Origin of the sequence: Protofrankia symbiont of Coriaria myrtifolia (assembly GCF_900634755.1) — a bacterium.
Taxonomy (GTDB): domain Bacteria; phylum Actinomycetota; class Actinomycetes; order Frankiales; family Frankiaceae; genus Protofrankia; species Protofrankia coriariae.
Window position 1 is genome coordinate 1 of record NZ_CAAAFS010000289.1, and the last position, 21,694, is coordinate 21,694.

The 21,694-nt window shown below is 70.5% G+C and carries 18 protein-coding genes; 1 reads left to right on the forward strand and 17 read right to left on the reverse strand.

Features of this window, described 5'->3' with window-relative positions:
- Positions 1-21: 21 nt before the first annotated feature.
- The 17 genes from CM1CMNOD_RS16090 to CM1CMNOD_RS16170 form a co-directional block, all read right to left on the reverse strand.
- Entirely contained in the window at positions 22-507 is a 486-nt protein-coding gene (locus tag CM1CMNOD_RS16090; RefSeq protein WP_013874648.1) for a hypothetical protein, read from the reverse strand.
- Positions 504-1,961: a polymorphic toxin type 4 domain-containing protein gene (locus CM1CMNOD_RS16095; protein WP_013874649.1), complete on the reverse strand. Its 1,458-nt coding sequence runs from the start codon at positions 1,959-1,961 to the stop codon at positions 504-506. Before CM1CMNOD_RS16095 ends, CM1CMNOD_RS16090 begins: the two co-directional genes overlap by 4 nt.
- Before the next feature lie 22 nt (positions 1,962-1,983).
- Positions 1,984-4,902, reverse strand: a complete 2,919-nt coding sequence (locus CM1CMNOD_RS16100; RefSeq protein WP_013874650.1) for a hypothetical protein — start codon at positions 4,900-4,902, stop codon at positions 1,984-1,986.
- Positions 4,903-5,002: 100 nt separating this feature from the next.
- Entirely contained in the window at positions 5,003-5,317 is a 315-nt protein-coding gene (locus CM1CMNOD_RS16105) for a hypothetical protein (protein WP_013874651.1), read from the reverse strand.
- Positions 5,317-5,766, reverse strand: coding sequence for a hypothetical protein (locus CM1CMNOD_RS16110; protein ID WP_013874652.1), 450 nt, complete (start codon positions 5,764-5,766; stop codon positions 5,317-5,319). The genes CM1CMNOD_RS16105 and CM1CMNOD_RS16110 overlap by 1 nt, the downstream gene beginning before the upstream one ends.
- 130 nt (positions 5,767-5,896) lie before the next feature.
- Positions 5,897-7,093: a hypothetical protein gene (locus CM1CMNOD_RS16115; protein WP_013874653.1), complete on the reverse strand. Its 1,197-nt coding sequence runs from the start codon at positions 7,091-7,093 to the stop codon at positions 5,897-5,899.
- A gap of 22 nt (positions 7,094-7,115) precedes the next feature.
- On the reverse strand, positions 7,116-8,006 hold the full coding sequence (locus CM1CMNOD_RS16120) for a hypothetical protein (protein ID WP_013874654.1): 891 nt from the start codon (positions 8,004-8,006) through the stop codon (positions 7,116-7,118).
- Entirely contained in the window at positions 8,003-8,290 is a 288-nt protein-coding gene (locus tag CM1CMNOD_RS16125) for a hypothetical protein (protein ID WP_013874655.1), read from the reverse strand. Before CM1CMNOD_RS16125 ends, CM1CMNOD_RS16120 begins: the two co-directional genes overlap by 4 nt.
- A gap of 718 nt (positions 8,291-9,008) precedes the next feature.
- On the reverse strand, positions 9,009-9,854 hold the full coding sequence (locus tag CM1CMNOD_RS16130) for a hypothetical protein (protein WP_013874657.1): 846 nt from the start codon (positions 9,852-9,854) through the stop codon (positions 9,009-9,011).
- A 226-nt stretch (positions 9,855-10,080) separates the two neighbouring features.
- The gene (locus tag CM1CMNOD_RS16135) at positions 10,081-10,791 is read right to left on the reverse strand and encodes a TetR/AcrR family transcriptional regulator (RefSeq protein ID WP_013874658.1); all 711 of its coding nucleotides are present in this window, start codon (positions 10,789-10,791) and stop codon (positions 10,081-10,083) included.
- Positions 10,792-10,821: 30 nt separating this feature from the next.
- On the reverse strand, positions 10,822-11,583 hold the full coding sequence (locus CM1CMNOD_RS16140; protein WP_013874659.1) for a 3-hydroxyacyl-CoA dehydrogenase: 762 nt from the start codon (positions 11,581-11,583) through the stop codon (positions 10,822-10,824).
- Positions 11,584-11,797: 214 nt separating this feature from the next.
- Positions 11,798-12,964: a thiolase family protein gene (locus CM1CMNOD_RS16145; RefSeq protein ID WP_013874660.1), complete on the reverse strand. Its 1,167-nt coding sequence runs from the start codon at positions 12,962-12,964 to the stop codon at positions 11,798-11,800.
- Positions 12,965-13,837: 873 nt separating this feature from the next.
- Entirely contained in the window at positions 13,838-14,437 is a 600-nt protein-coding gene (locus CM1CMNOD_RS16150) for a TauD/TfdA dioxygenase family protein (RefSeq protein WP_013874662.1), read from the reverse strand.
- Between the two features lie 329 nt (positions 14,438-14,766).
- Positions 14,767-15,351: a GIY-YIG nuclease family protein gene (locus CM1CMNOD_RS16155; protein ID WP_013874663.1), complete on the reverse strand. Its 585-nt coding sequence runs from the start codon at positions 15,349-15,351 to the stop codon at positions 14,767-14,769.
- Positions 15,352-15,375: 24 nt separating this feature from the next.
- Positions 15,376-15,816 carry a DUF779 domain-containing protein gene (locus CM1CMNOD_RS16160; protein WP_013874664.1) on the reverse strand — a complete coding sequence of 147 codons (441 nt, stop codon included), beginning with the start codon at positions 15,814-15,816 and terminating at the stop codon, positions 15,376-15,378.
- On the reverse strand, positions 15,816-17,333 hold the full coding sequence (gene exaC / locus CM1CMNOD_RS16165) for an acetaldehyde dehydrogenase ExaC (protein WP_013874665.1): 1,518 nt from the start codon (positions 17,331-17,333) through the stop codon (positions 15,816-15,818). The genes CM1CMNOD_RS16160 and exaC overlap by 1 nt, the downstream gene beginning before the upstream one ends.
- Positions 17,334-17,543: 210 nt before the next feature.
- Complete coding sequence (locus CM1CMNOD_RS16170; protein ID WP_013874666.1) at positions 17,544-18,758, reverse strand: helix-turn-helix domain-containing protein; 1,215 nt, start codon at positions 18,756-18,758, stop codon at positions 17,544-17,546.
- A gap of 485 nt (positions 18,759-19,243) precedes the next feature.
- Here CM1CMNOD_RS16170 and fxsT point away from each other — a divergent pair.
- On the forward strand, positions 19,244-21,694 hold a 2,451-nt coding region (fxsT, locus tag CM1CMNOD_RS16175), incomplete at its 3' end, for an FxSxx-COOH system tetratricopeptide repeat protein (RefSeq protein WP_131774065.1).

Here is a 21,694-nt window from a genome sequence, read left to right on the forward strand (position 1 = left end):
GGGTGGGCAAAGCGGGCAGGGTCATGTCAGGAACTCCACGGCGGAGAGCACGGCGGTCGCGCCGAGGTCGACGAGCGCGTCGAGGGGGCCGGGCTTCGGGACGTGCCGCAACGTCACGCTCACCTCGATACAGTCGATCCGCTGCGCGGCGGCGGTGAAGGACAGCTCGGTGACCTGCATGTGGGTGCGGGTGACGAGGGTGCTGACCAGGGTGATGCCGTCCGGGAGGAACCCGAGCGACGCCCCGGTCCGGCTCGCCGCGGCGACGGTCTCGAGGTCCTTCTTCCACAGCAGCCGCTGCGGCCCGACGAGCAGCGCGGACAGCGAGACGGTGTCGATCGACGCCGTCGTCGCCGCCCGGAACGCCGCGGCCCCCACGGGGGGCAGCACGTACGACTCGCTGAGCGACATTCGGCTCACCGCGAAGAGCGGGACGGCGAGCGGCAGCGCGAGCAGTGTCGCCGACGGCAGGTGCAGGAACTCCTCGACGAAGGACCGGTCGCTCATCGGGTGCCCGCCAGCGGGACGTCGGCGGGCCAGTACCCGTCGAGGCTGCCGTGATGGGTGGCCGACCAGCTCCCGTCGGGGCTGACGGTGATGTCGAAGCGGATCGGCTCCCGGCCCTCGCGCGGGATCTCGTAGTGCACCGACTCCAGGACGTCGACCACCTCGGTGGCCCCGTCCCGCAACGGGATGGCCAGGCGTCGGCCCTTCGCCCGGGCGGTCAGCGGGACGTCCGCGCCGAGCCCGTGCGCGCGGCGCAGCGCGTCCTCGAACCCCCTGTTCTGGACGAGCTGGTTGACGCCCTCGGGGGCGAGCATGATCCCCTCGACGAGCTCGGTGCCGAAGCCCGGGCCGACGAGGTGCGCGCGCTGCCACCGCTCGAGGAGCTTCGCGAGCCGGGTGGCAAGCCGCGGCGGCACGGTCTTCAGGGCGGCGATCTGCGCGGGGCTCAGCTGCGCCCTTTCCAACCCGGCGCGGGCGATCGGCTCCCGCAGCGAGCCCTCGGCGATGACGTCGAGGCCGCCGAGCCGCAGCTCGTCGAGCAGTTGCGCGCGGGGCAGGTCGGCGATGGACGGGGTGGCTGCGAGCCGGGTCCGGATCCCCTCCGCCCGCGCCGTGGCCTCGGCGCTCGCGCCGACCCGCGATGCCGCTCCCGGGTGCGGTGTTCCTGGCGGCGCCGCTCCTGGCGGCAGGGCCCGCCCGGGCAGGACGTCGCCGTGGACGACGACGTCGAAGTCGCCGGCCGCCTGCCGCAGCGCCTCGTTCGCGCTCGCCCACTCCCGCTGGAGCCGGGCGGCTGCCTCGGCCGCCGAGGCGGCGTCCCGGCCGGGGTTGCGGCGGTACGCCTCGAGCGCGCGCAGCAGCCGTTCCATCGCCGGGGCCAGCGCCTTCGGGTCGCTGACGACGTACGAGACGCCGCGTTCCGGAACCGTCCGTCCCGCCGCCCAGGCCGCGAGCGTCTGGCGGGCCTGTGACCGCACCTCCTCCCCGAGCGACAGCGCGCCGCGCAACGGGACCACGGGAGCGGGCCCGGTTCTCGGCAGCGCGTCCGCGACCGCGTGGCTGAGCGCTTCGTCGTGCTCGGCGATCTGGCGCTTCACCGCGTCCTCGAAGCGCATCAGATCCTCCGTGGCGTCCGCGATGACCGCCAGGTCCGCCTCGCGCAGCGGGCGTTCGCGCAGCGTCGCCGGCGCCCCACCGGTCCGCCTGGTGGCCTCGACGTCCCCCAGGATCCGTCCGAGGGCTCGGTTGAGGCTGTCGAGCGCCCCCTGGGTGCGACGCTCGTGGGCGCGGGCGACGGAGAGCAGGACGATCTGAAGAATCTCGTCGGCGGTACGGCCGTCCCCGCGGTCGCGGTAGAGGATCTCGAGCGCCTCGCGCAGCCGTGTCATCGTCGGCGCCTGCTCGCGGGCGAGCCGCGCGAGCCCGGGCCGCAGGGATTCGGCACTGATCGTCATGGTGTGCCTCCGGCACTGATCGTCACGGTGTGCCTCCGGTGGCGAGCGGGCCGAGCGCGGCGTCGACCTCGGCGGCGGTGCCGTGCTCCTGTGCCTGGCGGCGGATCCACGGCACGAGGACGGGTGTGATGACGTGCGGCAGCAGTTCGTTCATCACCGCGACGACGGCCGCCTCGTGCACGGCCTGGCGCACGGCGTGCTGGATCATCTCCTCGGTGAGGCCCTTGAGGACGCGTTCGCGGACCTCCGCCGCGGCGAGCCGGACGGCGGTCCGCGCGCCCTGCTTCTCCGCGACCCTGAGCCCTTCGAGAGCGGCGGATGTCAACGTCCGCGCGCCCTTGCCGACCGCGGCGGCGTCGAAGACGGAGAACGCGACGGAGATCGCGGCCATCAGCTGGTCGAGCTGGACGTCCTGCCAGTGCTGGAAGAGTTCGGGGTCCTCCAGCGCGTGGTAGAGGTCGGTCTCCCGCTGGGCGTCGAGGACGTCGTGGACGGCGAAACCGATGCTGACCGCGCCCGTGATCGCGGCGGCGGCGACGGCTCCCAGCGGTGCGCAGAACAGGCCGAGGAGGATGATCCCGAAGGTGGACGCGAACTGAAGGAGCTTGTCCCTGGCCGCCTTGTGGTCGATGGCCTGGTCGACCCCGGCCGCGTAGAGCCGCAGCCCGTGGACCTCGGGCGCGAGGACGTCGTCCGCGAGCTGGTGGATGCCCTGGAGCGTGTACCGCAGCCCCCGCCAGTCCCGGCCCCCCTCGCGTTCGGCGTACTTCGACGCCGCCAGCGCGAAGTGGGCCCCGTCTTGGAGATCGGTCGCCTCGCCGGTCATCCGCTCGTTCGCGGCGAGCATGTCCGCGAGCAGCGTGCGCAGGTACCGCTCGAGGTAGCCGCGGTCGAGCTCGCGGCGGAAGGCGATCGTCTGCAGGTCCGGCACCTGGTAGAAGAGCGGGTCGCTCATGTTGAGCAGCCGCCGGCGCTGGTTGATCGTCTCCCGTAGCTGGTCGGCGGTCCAGGCGCGGCCGTCGTGGACGGCGACCCGCTCGCCGCCGCGTTCCTCGACGCGGTCGTCGCCGACGAGGTCGAGGATGCGGCGCGGGGTGCTCTCGATCGGCGCGGGCAGCTCGTAGTAGTCGTCCCGGGTGCGCCGGACCCGGTGGATCGAGAGGATCTCGCGGACCGTCCCGGCGGACCGGCCGACGGACCCGGCGTACTCGATCGCCCGAAGCAGCACCGTCGGCCACAGGACGAGGTCACCGAGTTTTTCGATCTTGCTGCCGATGTCCTCGACGAGGGCGTCGAAGTTCTGCTTCCGCTGCCGGGCCGTGATGCCCGCGCGCGAGCTGCGCAGCTGCTGGAGCATGATCGACCGGCAGGTCTCGGCGAAGACGTTCTCGTAGCCGAAGCGGAGCGCGTCCGCGAGGTCGCCGATGAACCGGATCGCCCAGCCGGCGGCGTTCGGCGGGTCGCCGTCGGCGATCCCGACGAGCCGGGCGTTGGCGGCGTCGAGGTAGGTCGAGACAACGTCCCCCGCGAAGATGTCGACCTCGCGGGCCAGGCCGGCGAGCCGGCGCAGCCAGTGCAGCTCCGGCGTCGGCGACGGCGTGAGGTGGACGAAGCCGTTGTTGCCGGTGGCGTCCGGGCGCACGGTCACTTCGGTCGTCGCGCCGGACGCGATGCTCGCGGCGGCGACGCCCCTGGCCCGGCCGCTGATCGCGGTGGCGCAGTGCAGCGCGAACATGCCGGCGTACCCGCACTCGGGAATGGCGAGCGCGGCGGCGAGCGCACGCATCCGGCCGACGAGGTTGCGGGTGTCGACAAGGTCGGACAGCTTCGGCTCGACGAGGTAGGAACGGCAGACGAGCGGTGCCCTGAGCGCTTCCGGCGCCCCGGGCCAGGCACGCCGGGTCCCGGTGTCGGACCGCGGGATGTCGGCGACGTCGAGGGCCGACGGCTCGTCGTCGGGCGGGACGACGTCGTCCCGCGCGGTGGGGCTGCCCTGCTCGCCCGGCGCGGCGATGTAGCCGACTCCCGCGCCGCCGCCGGCCTTCAGCAGGGCCTCGGGGAACGGCTGGCGCGCGAAGACGATGGGAATCGTGTCCGCCCCCTCACCGAAGGACAGTTCGCCCTGCCCGGTGCCGAGCCCGGAGGGCAGTGACGCGGTCCTGGGGCTGTTCGCGAAGAAGACGATCCCGCCGTACTCGCCGCCGCTGTCGACTGTCATGACATGCCGGTAGCGGCCGGGCAGCGGCATGCCGTCGGCGCCGACGGCGTCGACCCGGGTGAGGAACAGGAAGCGGAGGAACGCCCCGCTCGTCGTCCGGATGAAGCCGTGGTATCCGGGAAGCTCCCGGTCGAGCGCCGGCCCACCGTGCCGGTAGAGGTGCCACCGCCAGGCGATCCGAACGGCCTCCTCGACGCTTACGGCAACCCCGGCCGGCGGCAGCCACGGCTCCCGCCGGTTCGCGTCGTCCCGCAGCGGCACCCGGGTCGTCCCGCCGTCGAAGAACGGGATCTCGTAGGTCGTGCCGGTCGGCGTGTACCGGATCCGGGACGGGTCGAACGGCTCGGCGGGCGGGTCGTCCACCCGCGCCGGGCCGCGGGCCGTGGCTCGGGAACGGAAACCGGCGCGGGCCGCGCCGTCGGTCGCGCCCCGCTCGGCCGCCGCGAGCAGCGTCTCGGGGACCCGCGGGCCGGCTTCGGACGGGGCCGCGCCGACGGCGACGGTCGTCACGTCACCCGGCCGGATGCCGAGCACCGACAGCGGGAAGCGCGCGCAGGCGGCGGCGACGGCGTCCGCGACCCCGGCCCGGACCGCCTCCGCGGACACCCAGCCCGTGGCGTCCGGGGTGACCCGGACGCTGACCGGCAGGCGCAGCCGGGGACCGTACGCGCTCGCCGTCCCGTCCGTCGCAGGCCGCCTCGACCGTTCGGTCGGTGCCGTCATCGTCGTCTCCTCCTTTCCGCGTTCCCGTAGTCCCCATGTCCCCGCGTCCGTGCCGTCCGTGCCGTCCGTCCGGCTGGGCCGGACGGTGCCGGTTGCCCGGTCAGCCCAGCGCCCGGGCGGCGAGCGCTTCCCGCAGCCGGCGGAGCGCGAGCTCCGCGGCCGCCTCGGTGATCTCCTCGACGGTCGGGCCGATCTCGACCGTCACCGGGATCTCGAGCACGACGCCGGGCGGCGCGGCACCCTGGCCGGGCCGCACGACGGCCGCACCGTCACCCTCCGCGGTCACCGTCTCGCCGCGGCGGACGAGGGCGATGCCGGTCCGTTCCACGCGGCCGCCGAGCGGGTCGGCGCCGGTGTCGTCCCGCGCGAGCGCGTCCGGGTCGACCCGCCCCCAGCCCTCCACATGCCCTTCCATCAGGCGGTGAACGTCGGCCGGGCGATGGCCGGACCGTTCTTCGGGGTGACGTCGACGTGCCGGCTGATACCGGAGAACGTCGCCACCGGGGCGCCGCTGACGGTCGCGTTCGACGGGGACGCCGACGTGATGAGGCACTTCGTCAGCACGAGCGTCGAGAAGTCCCACTCGTCGGCGCTGCCGGTCTGCTTGTACAGGCCGATGGAGAACTCCCTGCCCTCGAGGGCCAGCTGGGTGAGCCTCGCCGAGGCCCCGCCGATCGCCTTGACGGACAACGAGAACGTGAAGCTGTCGGGGTTGGCGATCCAGCCGACGTGGGTCGCCTCGATCGAGTGCACGACCTCGGTGTTGAGCGCGAACGTCGGTGAGAAGGAGTCGATCGGCGTCAGCGGGTGCGCGGTGTCACCGTCGACGACCACCGCCAACCGGGTCTTGGTCCACGTGGCCATCGGTGCTGCCTTTCGGTCGTGAGCCCACCGGCGGGCCCGTCGGCTCGGGGAGGGCTCGGTCGATGCGTCCGGAGGAACGCGGTCAGGCGGTCAGGCGGTCAGGCGGTCAGGCGGTCAGACGGTCAGACGGTCAGACGGTCAGCGCGAGCTTGATGTCGAGGAAGTGGACGGAGCCGGCGTACGCCACCGTGACGATGACGTCGACCGCCCGGCTGGTCCTGGTCGACGTCAGCACCGTCTTCGCTCCGGGTGAGCGGTCCGCCTCCTCGGTCTCGAGGATCGGCAGCACCGGGATGTCGACGGTGTAGCCGTCGATGACCCGGGCCGACCGCAGCGGTTCGAGGATCGCGTCGAACCTGCCGCGCAGGCCCTCCATGCCGAGCCGGTCGATGCGGACGTTCCCGATCGCGCCGATGAGGCCGCCCCTGAGCCGGAACTCGAGGTCGTCGAGGACGCGGACGACGTCGACGTACAGGCGCGACGGGTCGACCGGGTTGTACGAGCGCCCGGAGCCGAGGAAGACCCCCTCGCCGGCGATGTACTCCGGGTCGAGGAGCGGAAGTATCGCCTTCTCGGCGAGCTGGGCGACCTCGGTGCCGGTGAACTGCTGCGGCAGCGGGATCTCGACGCCGGCAACCTGCTTGAGCAGCACGCTGATGTGCGGCTGGTACCCCGCGATCGTCGCCATCGCGCACGCCGCGACGTCGCTGACCGGGACGCCACCGGCCGTCGCCACCCGCGCGGCGACGAGCACCAGCCGGCCCTCGCCGTTCTTCAGCCCGCCGTACGCGGCGTCCGCGGCGTCCGCGAACGTCTGGCCGTTGCCCACCGCCAGGTCGGGGTCGACCATCGCGACGCCGATCCGCCTGGCGCCGGCGCCGCTGGCGTTCTCGACATGGGTCTTCAGCAGTGCGAGCGTTGCCGGGTCGGTGACCCGGGCGAGGCTGACCAGCTGGACCGGCGCGGTCGCGATCGTCGCAAGTGCCGCCGCCCAGTTCGGGCCACCGCCCGAGTCGTCGGTCGCGACCGCGTACACCCGGGACGCGCCCGGGCGCTGTAGGAGCACCTCCCGTATCGACCGGTAGAGCGGGCCGGCGGCCTGCCCCTTGTTCGCGATCGCCCCGGTGGTCTGGTCGACGTCCGCGAAGAGGGTGCGGGCCTCGGCCTCGCTGCCGACCAGGACCGGTGTGTTCGGCACGGCGGTGCCGAAGCCGCCGGCCGACCCGACGACGGCGACGTTGCCGAAGGCGCGGGTCGCCGTCGGCTGCAGGCCGCTGGTGTCGATCGTGACCTTGACGTACGGGTACTCGGCGGTGGGGACGCTCATGGTTCTCCTTCGAGGCCGGCGGTCAGATCACGACCGGGACGATCCCGCTGCTGCGCAGCCGGGAGGTGAGCTCGGACAGCCGGCTCGCGCGGCGGGCCGCGTCGTCGGCGGGCCGCTCGCCCGCGACGACCGGCAGGTCCGCGTCGTCGAGCGCGGCCGCGGGGAAGATCACGAGGCCGGGGCGACCCTCTCGGACGGTGACACCGGGCGGGCGGGCCGGCGGGTCCGCGACGGCGTCGAGCCCGAGGCGGGCCGCCGCGAGCGTCGCCACCGCGTCGAGCAGGCCGGTGCCGAGGTCCTCGACGGCGTGGGCGAGGATGGTGAGCCGGTAGGGCCGCTCGACGTCGGCGCCGGTCGCGTCGCTGACGAGCGTGAGGACGAGTCGGCTCGTCTGCCGGGCCGGGCCGAAGGCGTCCCGGACGGCGTCGAGGGTGGTCAGGCCGCGGCGCCGGAGCACCTGCGCCACCGCGTCCCGGGGGGCGTCGGTGACGTGCGCGGCGATCGCGTCGAGCGCCGCGTCGAGGTCGACCGCGGCCTCGATCTGTGCCTGCAGCCCGGTGAGCGGCTCGACCTCGACCGCCGTGACGTCGGTCCGGACGCCGCGCGTCGCCGCGGTCACCGTGACGTCGAGGACGGCGTGCACCGTCGGCGCGGCCGCGGACTGCCACGAGCCGGTCACCTGCCATTCCTGTCCGCCGCCGAGGGGCCGGGCCGTCACGGTGACCGGCAGCTCCGGCGCGAGTGCCGGGGCGAGCGCGACGAGGCGTGCGCTCACCCCCGAAACGTCGCCGACGGCGAGGTCGTCGAAGTCGTATGCCGCGTCGAGGAGCGCCCGGCCCGTCCTCGGCGGCAGGAGCGCGCCGAGTTCGGCGGCGTCGAGGAAACGCAGCAGCGTCCGGTCGGTGAACCTCATACCGGCATCGGCCCCGAGGGGAGTCCCCGCCCGACGAACTCGTTCTCCGCCGCACGGACATCCGGTAATTCGGGACAAATAACCAGCGGGCCAGAGCCAGCGCCAGCGTTCGTCCGTGAGGGCACCGACACCAACTGGCCGATCTCCCGGTCACGTAGCGCGGGAGCCTGGCTCACGATCGATTCGCCGGGCGCCCGGGCGGGCTTCTCGTCGCGCCGCGGGGAGTTCCCCCCGTCGCGCAGGACCTCGACGTTCCACCAGGTCACAGGGTAAGCCGATGTCATGGGGACCCTCCGCAGCGGAACGCCATGTGGGAGCGGAGCGCATGACACCACGGCCAGTGACCCCGTAGCTGTTCCTGTCGTCAACGCGACCGCCGCAGGCGAGCAGAAGACCCCAAATCCGAAGACAGGCATCAACAAGGGGTGAATCACCCGGATTCGACGGCAGCGCCATTTTTCCGCGAGGCCGAAGCTGATACGGCCGGCGGAATCAGCTGGTCATGGCGACGCATGATTTTCCCAGCAGTTCGCTGAAGGCCCCCGGTAGCTTTCGTCAGCTTCTGCCAGCTTCGCCCGTCCCAGCGCCCGCCGCCGGTCCTCCGTTCATCCGTTCATCCGTTGAACGAAACCGGGACGGCTACAGGCACGTCCGGGGAATTCGCGATACCGAGAAGAAAGGCCGCGAGCACGGCAGGTCTTTCCATTACGACAACAGCGGTCCGAGCACCGAGATGGATCAACCATTCAGGCAGGACGGGGAACGCCCCGCCGGACGCGTACGCCTTGGGCAGGGCCGAAATTCCGGCAGGTAGCAAGCTCGTCACACAGGCGACTCCGCCAGGGCAGATCAGTTCTGCGGTAGTAACTCTGACGATGCCGGTCTCGTCAGGCCCGGAGGGGCGCTGACCCGGGCCGGGCCCCTCCGGGCGGTGGACGCGGTCACACCACGGCCAGGTCACCCACGGCCAGGTCACCCACGGTCAGGTCACCCACGGTCAGGTCACACCAGCAGTGCGCGCTCGCGTGGCGGGACGGGCAGGCCGTCGGGCTCGGCGATCCCGCGGGGCCGAGGAAGGAACTTCGACGCGCCGTGGATGGCCAGCACGCAGAGGCCGATCGTGAGGAAGGTCGCGGCCCACACGAGCCCGCGGGAGAAGTCCTCGCCGTCCAGGTGCAGCGCGATGATGACGGGGCTGCCGATGCCGAAGTTCGCCCCGAACATCGTGACCGGGAAGGCGGCGAACAGCGAGGTCAGACCCCACGGGCTGGAGACGCGCCGCCAGATCTGCACGGCCAGGACCGTGAACAGGACCGTCTGGGTGCCCTCGAGCACGCCGATCACGGCCGGGTAGTTCCAGATCCGCAGCTCGTAGGGGCCGTAGTAGGTGTAGACGTCGACGCCGGTACCGATCGTCTCGAAGACGCACGAGGTGAGGATCTCCGCCCCCCAGATCGCGAACAGCCCCTTGTGGCTCAGACGGCCCTCGTACATCCGCCGCCCCGCGTACAGCGCGACGGCGGCGTACAGGATGATGTAGCCGCTGTGTGACCAGTTGGGCTGCACGACCCCGAAGGCGCTGAAGTGCGACCACATCGCGCCGGGGTGGCCGGCGCTGTCCGCGTCGAAGAACCACAGGTCGAAGGCGACGTCGTACAGCGGCTCGGCGAACGCCCCGACGCCCGCCGCGAGCAGCGCGCAGAGATAGAACGGCGTCCGCTCCCTGCGCCACAGATAGATCGCGACCGCGATCATACCGAGTACGAGGGCCCAGCTCACCCAGGTGAAGATCGACTGCCAGAGCAGATCGAGTTCGTGTGACACCACGTCCTGCGGCATGCGTCCCAACGAGGACCTCCTTAGCCGGAGCCGTTACGGCCATCACAAATATGACGACCGTCACTCCGGACGTTAAGAGGCGTCACGGGAGCGAAGCCTCCCCCGGAGGGATGCACTCCCTCCACCAGCCGAGGGAAAACAAAGGGGCCGCAGCCAGCCCCGACGAACATCCAGGACCCCACCAGGCGACGCGGGTCGCATTTTACGTCGATCTCCGCGACTGGGGTTTCCCCGGTCACCGGAAAGCGTTGCGGGTGCCGGTGACCGCCCGCGGGCGGCCGCGCTGGGCGCCGGCCGGCGGGCCCGGCCCGAGGGTGCGGTCACCGGTGTGGCCGACCGTGCTCAGGCAGAGCAGGACGTAGCGTTCGGCGATCGCCTCCGGCGGCAGCGGCCCGTCCGGGGAGTACCAGGTGGCCACGCTCTGGCACATGGTCAGGACCGCCCGGCTGGCGTCGGCCGGGATGGGGGTGGTGAAGGCCCCCTGGGCGACACCCGCCTCGACCGCGTCGAGCAACATGTGCTCCAGATAGTCACGCAGCGCGATATACCGGGCCCGGTTCTCCGGTTCGAGACTACGGATCTCGGTGTCGAGGAAGGCCAGCCCACGGCGGTTGGTCATGTAGAGCACGACGCACTCGACCATGGCCGAGAAGCGGGCCACCGGTTCGTCGCCGGCCTCGGCCACCGCGGCCCGGCAGCGGTCGAGAACGTCGCGGATGGAGGTCTCGATCAGGGTGACCAGCAGGACCTGCTTGTTTTCGTAGTGGTAGTACAGCGCCGGGACGGTCACCCCGACCCGGCGGGCGATGTCGCGTACCGACGTGCCGTGGTAGCCGTGCTCGTTGAACGCCTCCATGGCGTGCCTGAGCACCGGGTGCAGGTTCAGCGGCGGGTATTCGCGCCACCGCTTCGCGGCACCGGCGGCCGCATCCGGTGCCGTGTTCACGCGGGACTCCTCAAGGAATCACCAGGGCAGTCATCGGGGGGCCATGCGGATGGCGCCGTCCAGGCGGATGACCTCACCGTTGAGCATGGGATTGTCCACGATGTGCTGGACGAGGGCAGCGTACTCCTCGGGACGGCCGAGCCGGCTGGGGTGCGGTACCTGCGCACCCAGGGAGTTACGGGCCTCCTCCGGCAGCGTGGCCAGCATCGGGGTCTCGAACAGGCCGGGGGCGATGGTGACCACCCGGATCTGCCTGCCCGCGAGGTCGCGGGCGACAGGCAGGGTCAGGCCGACGACGCCGCCCTTGGACGCGGAGTAGGCGGCCTGGCCGATCTGGCCGTCGTAGGCGGCCACCGACGCGGTGTTGACGATGACACCGCGTTCGCCGTCGACGGGGTCGTGGGCGGCGATGCGGGCGGCGGCCAGCCGGATGACGTTGAAGGTGCCGATCAGGTTGATCTGGACGACGCGGGCGAACAGCTCCAGCGGGAGCGGGCCGTCCTTGCCCAGCACCCGGCCCGGGGTACCGACGCCGGCGCAGTTGACCGCGACGCGTATCGGCCCGAGTCGCCCGGCGGTGTCGAGGGCGGCGGTGACGTCCTGTTCGCTGGTGACGTCGGCGGGGGTGAAGACGGCGCGGTCCCCGAGCTTGGCGGCCACGGCCGCGCCGTCGGAGGACGGCAGGTCCGCCAGGGCGACGAACGCGCCGGCGTCCAGCAGCCGGTGCGCGGTGGCCAGGCCCAGACCGGAGGCCCCGCCGGTGATGAACGCGACACTGCCTTCGATGTTCACGGAGCTTTCCTCCCACAGAGTGCGGTCTTTCCCTGGCGTGCCGGTGGGCCTGCCGCCCACCGGCACGAAAGAAACGTGATCGCGACGCTTGCGCCCCCGGTAGCCCTTCGTTCTCCCGGCAGCGTTCCATTCGCCTACAGGCGTTTACAGGCGTTTACAGGCGTTTACAGGCGTTTACAGGCGTTTACAGGCGTTTACAGGCGTTTACAGGCGTTTACAGGCGTTCGATGATGGTGGCGTTGGCCATCCCACCGCCTTCGCACATGGTCTGCAGACCGTACCGGCCGCCGGTCGCCTCGAGATGGTTGACCAGGGTGGCGAGCAGCCGGACGCCGGAGGCGCCCAGGGCGTGGCCGAGCGCGATCGCGCCGCCGCGGGGGTTCAGCCGCTCCGGGTCGGCGGCCAGCTCGCGCTGCCACACCAGCGGGACGGGCGCGAACGCCTCGTTGACCTCGTAGGCGTCGATGTCGTCGATGGACAGCCCGGCGCGGGCGAGGATCTTCTGCGTGGCCGGGATGACGCCGGTGAGCATCAGCACCGGGTCCGAACCGGTGACGGCGAAGGCGTGGAACCGGGCCCGGGGACGCAGGCCCAGCCGGTCGGCGGCCCGGGCGCTGACGATCAGGGTGGCCGAGGCCGCGTCGGTGAGCGGGGAGGAGTTGCCCGGGGTGATGTGCCAGCCGATCTCCGGGAAGCGCGCCGCCGAGGGGACGCCGAGGAAGGCCGGCTTCAGCCCGGCCAGCCCCGCCACGGTGGTGCCGGGACGGACGGTCTCGTCCACCCGGTGGTCGCCCACGGGCACGATCTCCCGGTCGAAACCGCCGCCGGCGGCGGTGGCCGCGGCCAACTGGTGGGAACGGGCCGAGAAGGCGTCCAGTTCCTGGCGTTCCAGCTTCCAGCGGGCGGCGATCAGTTCGGCGGACACCCCCTGCGGGACCAGGCCCTCGGGGTAGCGCTGGCCCAGCAGCGTCCCGGTGGTGTCCTGCCCCTGAGCCGGGTAGCCCATCGGCACCCGGCTCATCGACTCCACACCGCAGGCGATGACCACGTCGTAGGCGCCCGCGAGCACGCCCTGGGCGGCGAAGTGCACCGCCTGCTGACTGGAGCCGCACTGACGGTCGACGGTGGTACCGGGCACCGACTCGGGCAGCCCGGCAGCGAGCAGCGCGCTACGGGTGATGTTGACCGCCTGCTCGCCGGCCTGCGAGACGCAGCCGCCGATGACGTCGTCGACCAGGGCGGGGTCGAGGCCGGTGCGTTCGATGAGCGCCTGGAGCACGCCCGCGAGCAGGTCCACCGGGTGAACGGCGGACAGCGCCCCGCCCGGCTTGCCCTTACCGGACGCGGTCCGTACCACATCGACGATCACAGCGTCGCTCATCCTGCGCTCCTTTCACCGGTCGGGGCGACCCGTTCGCTGTCGCCCCTCCCCTGGACCTTCACGATCCCTCACGCAAACCACGATCATTTATTTATCGATCGATAAACAGGCACGCTAGGCTCCGACGGCCGCGTTCGTCAAGCTGCGGCGATCCCGGTACCAGTAGCCAAGATATGCCTGCTGAACAGCTAGAAGGCATGATCGAAATAAACGTGCGGAAGTTTTCTGGCCGCAGCGGATTGGCCCTCCACTCCGCCGGTCCTACCGTCCACCTCCGCCTTTTTAGCGATCGGTAAACAAGATTTTTCTGTTCCGATCGAACACCCCGACCGAGGAGTTCCACGGTGGAGCGCACGCTCTACGGGCAGGACCACGAGGACTTCCGAGCCGTCGCCCGGAAGTTCGTCGCCCGCGAGGCCATCCCCCACCAGCAGCGCTGGGACGAGGAGTAAAGCCACCACGTTGCCGTTCCGCGACCAGAAACGCTTCGAGACGTGATGTCGCGACCGACGCTCGGGCCTTGTTCATCCGCGTTCATCCGCACCCGCCCAGGACGGTGATCGCCTGGGTCCCAAAGGCCGCCGCGGCGTCGATGACCAGCCGGTGCTACCTTCGTCCAGAGCCATCCTCTGTTGCGCCGACACCGCCGCCGCTCCTTACCAGGGAGCCGCCCCGCCGGAGGTTACTGGATGCATGGCCAACAGCGGCATCGAAGCACGGCGCAAGGCCGCCCTCCAGGACGGCAGCGCCAGCTAGATTGCGCGACGCAAGGAGATCATCCAGACGGCCGCCCACGTCTTCAAGGAGCGCGGGTTCACAGCCACCCTCCGCGACGCCGCGGAGGCTCTGGACACCGACCGCGCCCCTCTACTACTACGTCGGCAGCAAGGACGAGCTGAGGAAGAGCCCCTTGCGGCCGGTGTGGCGGTGTGTGCGCACCACCGGGTGCTCGATGACCCCGGTCGCCGGCGGTCGGTCGTAGGTCCCGTCCCCGGGGTAGTCGCTGTACACGGCGCTGACCGATTCCAGCAGCCGCCTGAACGGCTCGGACAGGCCGTCGTACGCGGCCTGCAGATCGGCCCACAGTGTGCGACCGCCGATCTCCGGCACCACCTGATAGGTCAGCGACTCGATGGTGAACGGCGGGTTCCGCCAGATACCGCCGATGTGCCACCTCGCGGCCCCGCCGGCCTTCTCGAGGTTGAAGACGTACACCAGCCGGTTGTCCTCATGGCGGTACAGCCACTTGGGGTGGTCGAACGGCTCGTCGAAGATCCGTACAGCCTCTACATGCGCGTCTGGCGACAGGTGCTGGTCGCGAAGGACCAGCACCTTGTACTTCCAGAAGTCGTCGCGCAGGGCTTCGGCGGTGGCGTCGTCGACGCCGTTGGCCAGGTCGACGCCGACGATCTCGGCGCCGAGAACGGGGCTGGCCTGGCGGACCTCGTAAGGCGCGGTACGGGTGGCGGTCATCGTGACCCCCTCTGCATGTGATGTAGACAAAGCCTACTATCCCGATAGGGTTTACGGGAATCCATACCGAAACCGGCCCGGCCAAGAAGAGGCCATGATCGACATGGTCCCTTCCGTTAGGAATCCGCAGCCGTTCACAACCCTGCCCGTGAACGAAACCGGGGTAACTTCAGCGAACAGTCACGTTTGTGGCGTTCGTGAAGATTCACCGTTTTTCGTCAGCTCGAGTCGACGGACCTGCCGTCTGTTCGTGGTCGTCCGCCGGCGTCCGTTCACGTTGCTGTGAGCGGCAACCGTCGGCCGCCCGAGATGTGGATGTCCAGCGACCGCTACTCGCCGGCGCTGCGGCCATCCGTCGCCCTGAGCCGGAAGGCGGCGCGGATGTCGCGCAGCGGCTGCCGGTAGGGATGGTCTCCGTTGTCGTCGCTGTTGAGCGGCGGTCTCATAGCGCCGATCACAGCAGTCTCGACCGCTGCTGGTTCCTCCCTGGTTATCCAGGAGACGGACAGGTGCGAAACCTGCCAGCGGAGAAGCCAGTCAAGCTGTGCCGGCGGCAGCAGGACCTTCTTCGCCCTCCTGTACGGAGTCAGTTGACCATCGGCCACAAGGTGTGCCGCGAGCGTGAAACGGAAGGTGGAGGAACCGGTGTTCGCGCCGAGATGCTGCCCCACGACGCGTTGCCGGAGGCCGACCTTCGCGATGCCGACGTACAGCAACCCAAGGGGCAGGGAAGGATGAGCCGGTCTCGGTATTCCCGGAAGCGCCCCTGGAACAGCCCACCAGGCGTACAGGCCGGGCTTTCCCGGGACGGTTCCCGGGGCGAAGCCGACAATGCTGCCCGCCGGTACGGGCGCTGCGCACAGTGCCTGACAGACATCTTCCGCGGTCAGGAAGCCGCCATTCGGACCGTCCACCCTGTCAGTGGACCACGGGCGGTTTCACTGCCCGGCCACCGGCACGTCCGCGCCGGTGGGCAGCGACGCTTCGGCGCGGACCTGTTCGGACTCGGCGTCGGTGAACAGCCTCGAGCGCAGCAGGAAGCGCACACCCAGCGGCGCTTCGAGGGAGAACCCGCTGCCCCTGCCAGGCACCACGTCCACCGTGAGGTGGGTGTGCTGCCAGTAGCGGTACTGGTCGGCGCTCATCCAGAACGGGGTGTCACAGGCAACCCGGCCAAGCAGCACGTCGGCGCCGCCGACGCGGAACTCGCCGCGCGGGTAGCACATCGGGGCGCTGCCATCGCAGCAGCCCCCGGACTGGTGGAACATCACCGGGCCGTGCGTGTCGACCAGTACGCGCAGGACTTCCTCCGCGGCCGGGGTGAGCCGCACGCGCTCGGTGCGCCTCCCCCGGCCGTCTCCCTGGCCGACGAGGTCCATCAGAAGAAGCCGAGCTTCTTCGGCGAGTAACTGACCAGCAGGTTCTTGGTCTGCTGGTAGTGGTCCAGCATCATCCGGTGGGTTTCCCGGCCGATCCCGGACTTCTTGTACCCACCGAACGCCGCGTGCGCGGGATAGGAGTGATAGTTGCTCACCCATACCCGACCGGCCCTGATTTCCCGGCCGAACCGGTACGCGGTGTTGATGTCCCGGCTCCACACCCCGGCACCGAGACCGTAGAGCGTGTCGTTGGCCAGCTTGAGCGCCTCGTCCGGCGAGTCGTACGTGGTCACCGACACGACCGGACCGAAGATCTCCTCCTGGAAGATCCGCATGTCGTTGGTGCCCCGGAAGACTGTCGGCTCGACGTAGTAGCCGCCCTCGAGGCCGTCGACCTTGCGGGGGCTGCCGCCGGTGAGGATCTCGGCGCCCTCCCTGATGCCGATGTCGATATAGGAAAGGATCTTCTCGTACTGATCGTTGCTGGCCTGAGCGCCGATCATGGTGGCGGGATCGAGCGGGTCGCCGCCCACGATCGCCCTGGTCCGCTCGATGCAGCGGCCAATGAACTCGTCGTAGATCGAGGAGGCGATCAGCGCGCGGGACGGGCAGGTGCATACTTCACCCTGGTTCAACGCGAACAGGACGAAACCCTCGACGGCCTTGTCCAGGAAGTCGTCGTCGGCGGCCAGCACGTCCGGCAGGAAGATGTTCGGGCTCTTGCCGCCCAGCTCAAGGGTCACCGGGATGATGTTCTCGCTGGCGTACTGCATGATCAGTCGCCCGGTGGTGGTTTCACCGGTGAACGCGATCTTGGCGACCCGGCCGCTCGAGGCCAGCGGCTTGCCCGCCTCGACGCCGAAGCCGTTGACCACGTTCAGCACCCCCGGCGGCAGGAGGTCGGCGATCAGCTCGACCACAAGCAGCAGGCTGGCCGGAGTCTGCTCGGCAGGCTTGATCACCACACAGTTGCCGGCTGCCAGCGCGGGTGCGAGCTTCCACGCGGCCATCAGGATGGGGAAGTTCCACGGGATGATCTGACCGACCACGCCAAGCGGTTCCTGGAAGTGATAGGCGACCGTGTCCGCGTCGATCTCTCCGATGCTGCCCTCCTGGGCTCGCACCGCCCCCGCGAAGTACCGGAAGTGGTCCACCGCGAGCGGCAGGTCGGCGGCCAGCGTCTCGCGGACCGGCTTGCCGTTGTCCCAGGTCTCGGCGACCGCGAGCTTCTCCAGGTTCTGCTCGATCCGATCCGCGATCCGGTTGAGGATGTTGGCGCGTTCGGTCACCGATGTCCGGCCCCACTTCGCCGCGGCGGCGTGCGCGGCGTCCAGGGCGAGGTCGATGTCCGCGGCACTGGAGCGGGCGACCTCACAGAACACCTGACCGTTGACCGGTGAGGGATTGGCGAAGTAGCGGCCCTCGGTCGGGGGCACCCACGTGCCACCGATGAAGTTCTCGTAGCGCTGGGCGAACTGAACGATGCTGCCCTCGGCGCCTGGCGGGGTGTATGCCATGGGTGCGCTCCTGGCCGATGTCGTCCACCGTCATCGGGTGGTCAATGTGTGATGTAGAGCACCCTGCACACGTGAGGTTGGCGAAAGGTTGGTGGCGACGGCCGGCTGCCCTGGCATGTTTCGGAAGTCGTCGTCCGATCGGGAAACCACGCCCAGCTGGGATGGAACCGGTGTCAGCTGGGATGAACCGATGTCAGTGGGAGCGGTCGCTCACTCGCGCAACGCGGCCTGAAGCCGGGCAGCGGCGATGCCCCGGCGCGCGTCGTGCGGCGGCAGCAGTCGGTGTGCGTACTCATGGACCTGCGCGTCGAAGGGATGACGCTGGCCATAGAACAGAGCGAGCTCCGCCTGCTCGGAAGCCAGCACCGCCTCCCGCACGGCCACCGCGAGGTGCTCGCGCCACATCGTGATACCCGGTGCTTCCGAGTGCGGTAGCAGCGGCGCCGTGTAGCGGCGCACAGCGGCAGGAGCGTCCCCGTCAGCAAGGGCGACGAGTACGTCGGCAGCGTCGCAGGAGATCGGCGCGGTCAGCGCGTACCGGCGGTTCGTCAGCGCTCCGCCGAGGGTCCGACGCAGGTGGGACACCTCGGCCTTGAGAGTGGTGGCGGTGATCTGCTGATCACCGTACAGGGCCGCGCGCAGCCCCTCCGGAGAGAAGCCGTCCGCCTCCAGCGCGAGCAGCGTGAGGATCTCCAGCTGGCGCGGCGGCAACCGCAGAGGCACACCGTCGCACAGCGCCGTGCCGCTGCCGAGGCAACGCAGCCGCACCCCGGACGTGGCGGCCGTGACCGACCCGGAGGGACGCAGCCGCGACTCGATCGCGGTTACCAGCGTCCGTACGGTGGACATGGCAAGTGGGTGCGAACGGTTCCAGGTGGTGGAGAGATCCAGCACGCCGAGCGTCTGCCCGTTGGGGTCGCGGATCGGCGCCGACCAGCACGACCATTCGTGGAGCGCCTCAACCAGATGCTCGGCGGAGAACACGCTGGCCGGCCGCCCGTAGTGAAGCACGAGTGACATCGCGTTGGTGCCCATCGCCCGCTCATCCCACCGGCTGCCCGGCGCGAAGTTGACCCGCTCGGCTCGCCGCCGCATCACCCGCCCACCGCAGGTCCACAACATCCCGCCGGACTCGTCGGTGACCCCGACGATGAACCCGGCGTCGTCGGCGATGGCGCGCAGTTCGTCGCCGAGCTCACGTATCGGTTCACGCAGCGGGGAGTCCCGCCAGATGGCCGCGGGATCCAGGTCCTCAGCCGAGGGCGCGCTGTCCCGCGCCGGGTCCACGACGCGCACCGAGCGAGCCCAGGACTGCGCGACGAGCGGTCGCAGCACGGCGCTGTCCTGGCGCGTCGTGATCCACCTCGCCCACTCCCGCTCAAGCGTGCTGCGCTGGTGCCGCAGACTCGAATCCCCTGTGGTCACGGCTACTCCCGGATCGACCACGAGCGCCCGTACACTGACTCGCCGCTCATCACCCGCTGATCATTCCGGGCGGGTAAAAATCGTATTGACGCTACACCTCGAAGTCGATGCGGTCCAGGTCAGTCCGCATGGCGGGGACGCCAGGCATGACGGGGATACGTGCGGACTCCGAAATCCGGGTTTCAGCCTGCGAACTGGACTTTTACGGTTGACATGATCGCCTGCTGTCGGGCGTACGGGCCCGGTTCACAAACTCCTGCCAGGAACCTGTCCGTTCTTCACCGCGCGGATCGCCCCAGCCAATAGAGCAAACGTATTCGCGACGGCCATACGGTTAACAACGCAGAGTGGTGGGACGAGTGGACCCGAACCCACAGCCGACGGATTGTGAAAATCTTCCGTGGTTCATCCGCCCGCGTCGATGGCTGGTCGGCCAGGCGACAGCCCGCGGCTTGTGCGGTGGGTGGTAGTGGCATGCTGGAGAGGTGACCAGGGGAGGCGACGAGGCTACCGACCCGGACTTCTTCGTGTCGTATACAGGGGGAGACCGGGCGTGGGCCGAGTGGATCGCCTGGGTGTTGGAAGACGCCGATTACCGGGTGGTGATCCAGGCCTGGGATTTCCGCGCGGGAGCGCACTTCGTGGAAGAGGTGCAGCAGGCGACCGCGCGGGCCACCCGGACGGTGGCGGTACTGTCGGCGGCCTATCTGGAGTCGGCGTTCACGGCACCGGAGTGGCAGGAGGCGTGGCGGGCGGACCCATCGGGTCAGGCGCGGAAGCTGTTGGTGTTCCGGATCGAGCAGTGCCCGCGGCCGGGTCTGCTCGCCCAGGTGGTCATGGTTGACCTGTTCGGTATCCGAAAGGACGTGGCACGCCGCGCGGTGCTCGCCGCTGCCGCGGGCAGGCGGGGAAAGCCGGCTACAGAACCGGACTTCCCCGGCGGCCCGGCCGGTACGGAGGTGGCGGTGGGCGCTCCGGTGTTCCCGCCGGATCTGCCGGCGATGTGGAACGTACCGGCCCGGCTGGCGAACTTCGTCGGCCGTGAATCGCTGCTCACTCAGATACATGACCGACTGGCGGCGACGGGGTCGGTGGCGGTGACCGTGCTGGAGGGAATGGGTGGGGTCGGGAAGACTGCGCTCGCGGTCGAGTACATCCACCGGTATGCCGACGCTTTCGACCGGGTGGGCTGGGTACCGGCCGAGCAGCCGGAGCTGGTCGGCGGGTATCTGGCGGGGTTGGCCTCGATGGTGGGCCTGTCCCAGGATGCGGAACCGGCCGCGGTGGTGGCGGCGTGGGCACGCCGGCCGCGGTCGCTGCTGGTGTTCGACAACGCCGACGACCCCGAAACGGTCAAGACGATCAAGGGGCTTCGCCCGTCACCAGGGGCGGGCCGGCTGCTGGTGACCTCTCGGCGGCGGGGCTTCACCGCTCTCGGCGCAACGGTCACCGTGCCGCTGCTGCCACGGGCCGAAGCGATGCGCATCCTCACCGACCGGTTCCCAGCGCTGGATCCGACGGTCGCGGATCAGATCTGCGACCTGCTGGGGGACCTGCCGTTGGCGGTCGAGCAGGCCGCCGGCTATCTCGACCAGACCGGCACCCCACCAGAGGAGTACGCCGAACTCCTCGCCAAGTATCTCGGCGACATGCTCGCGGAAGGGGAGGTGGCCGATCGGCCGGGGGTCACCGTCGCGGTGCTGTGGGAGCTGTCCGTGCGCCGGCTGCGCGATGAGTGCCCGGCCGCGGTGGAACTGTTGGAACTGTGGGCGCTGTGCGCCCCGGAGACGATCCCCCTCGATCTGTTCGGGGATCCGGCAGGGTTCGACGACGGGCCGCTGAAGAACGCGGCCGCCAGTCGGGCGGTGTGGGCGCACACGGTCGGGGCGCTGGTCGGGTACAGCCTGGCCCGCCGGGATCAGGACACGGTGGACGTGCACCGGCTGGTGCAGGCCACCACCCGTCACCGGCTGCCGTCGGATCGGCAGAAGGCGCACACGGCCACCCTGCTTCGGCTGTTCCGAGCCAACCTGCCCGGCGATGTCGCCCGCAACCCGCAGGTCTGGCCCAGGTGGCGTGCCCTGCTGCCGCATGTTCGCACCGTTCTCGACCGCGGCGGCGACAGCGCGGGAGACGACTCGGCATGGTTGTGTGACCGCGCCGCGGTCTACCTCCGGCAGGAGGGGCAGTTCGCACTCGCGATCCCGCTGTCCCAACGGGCGCTGGCCGAGTGGACGCTGGTCCTGGGCCCCAACCATCCCGACACGCTGACCTCCTGCAACAACCTCGCTGACGCCTACCGGGCGGCGGGCCGGCTGAAGGAGGCCATCGGCCTGCACGAACGGACGCTGGCCGTCCGGGAGAAGGTCCGCGGTCCCAACCACCCCGACACGCTGGCCTCCCGCAACAACCTCGCCAACGCCTACCAGGAGGCGGGCCGGCTGAAGGAGGCCATCAGCCTGCACGAACGGACGCTGACCGACCGGAAACGGGTCCTGGGAGCGGACGCTCCCGAGACGCTGGCCTCCTGCAACAACCTCGCCAACGCCTACCAGGAGGCGGGCCGGCACGACGACGCCATCCGCCTGCACAAGCAGACGCTGGCCGACCGGGAACGGATCCGCGGCCCCAACCACCTCGAGACGCTGGCCTCCCATAACAACCTCGCCAACGCCTACCAGACGGCGGGCCGCCTGAAGGAGGCCATCGGCCTGTACGAGCGGACGCTGACCGACCGGGAACGGGTCCTGGGCGCGGACGATCCCGACACGCTGGCCTCCCGCAACAACCTCGCCAACGCCTACCAGGCCGCCGGCCGGCACGACGACGCCATCCACCTGCACCAGCGGACGCTGACCGACCGAGAACGGATCCTGGGCCCCAACCACCCGCGGACGCTGGCCTCCCGCAACAACATCGTCAACGCCTACCAGGCC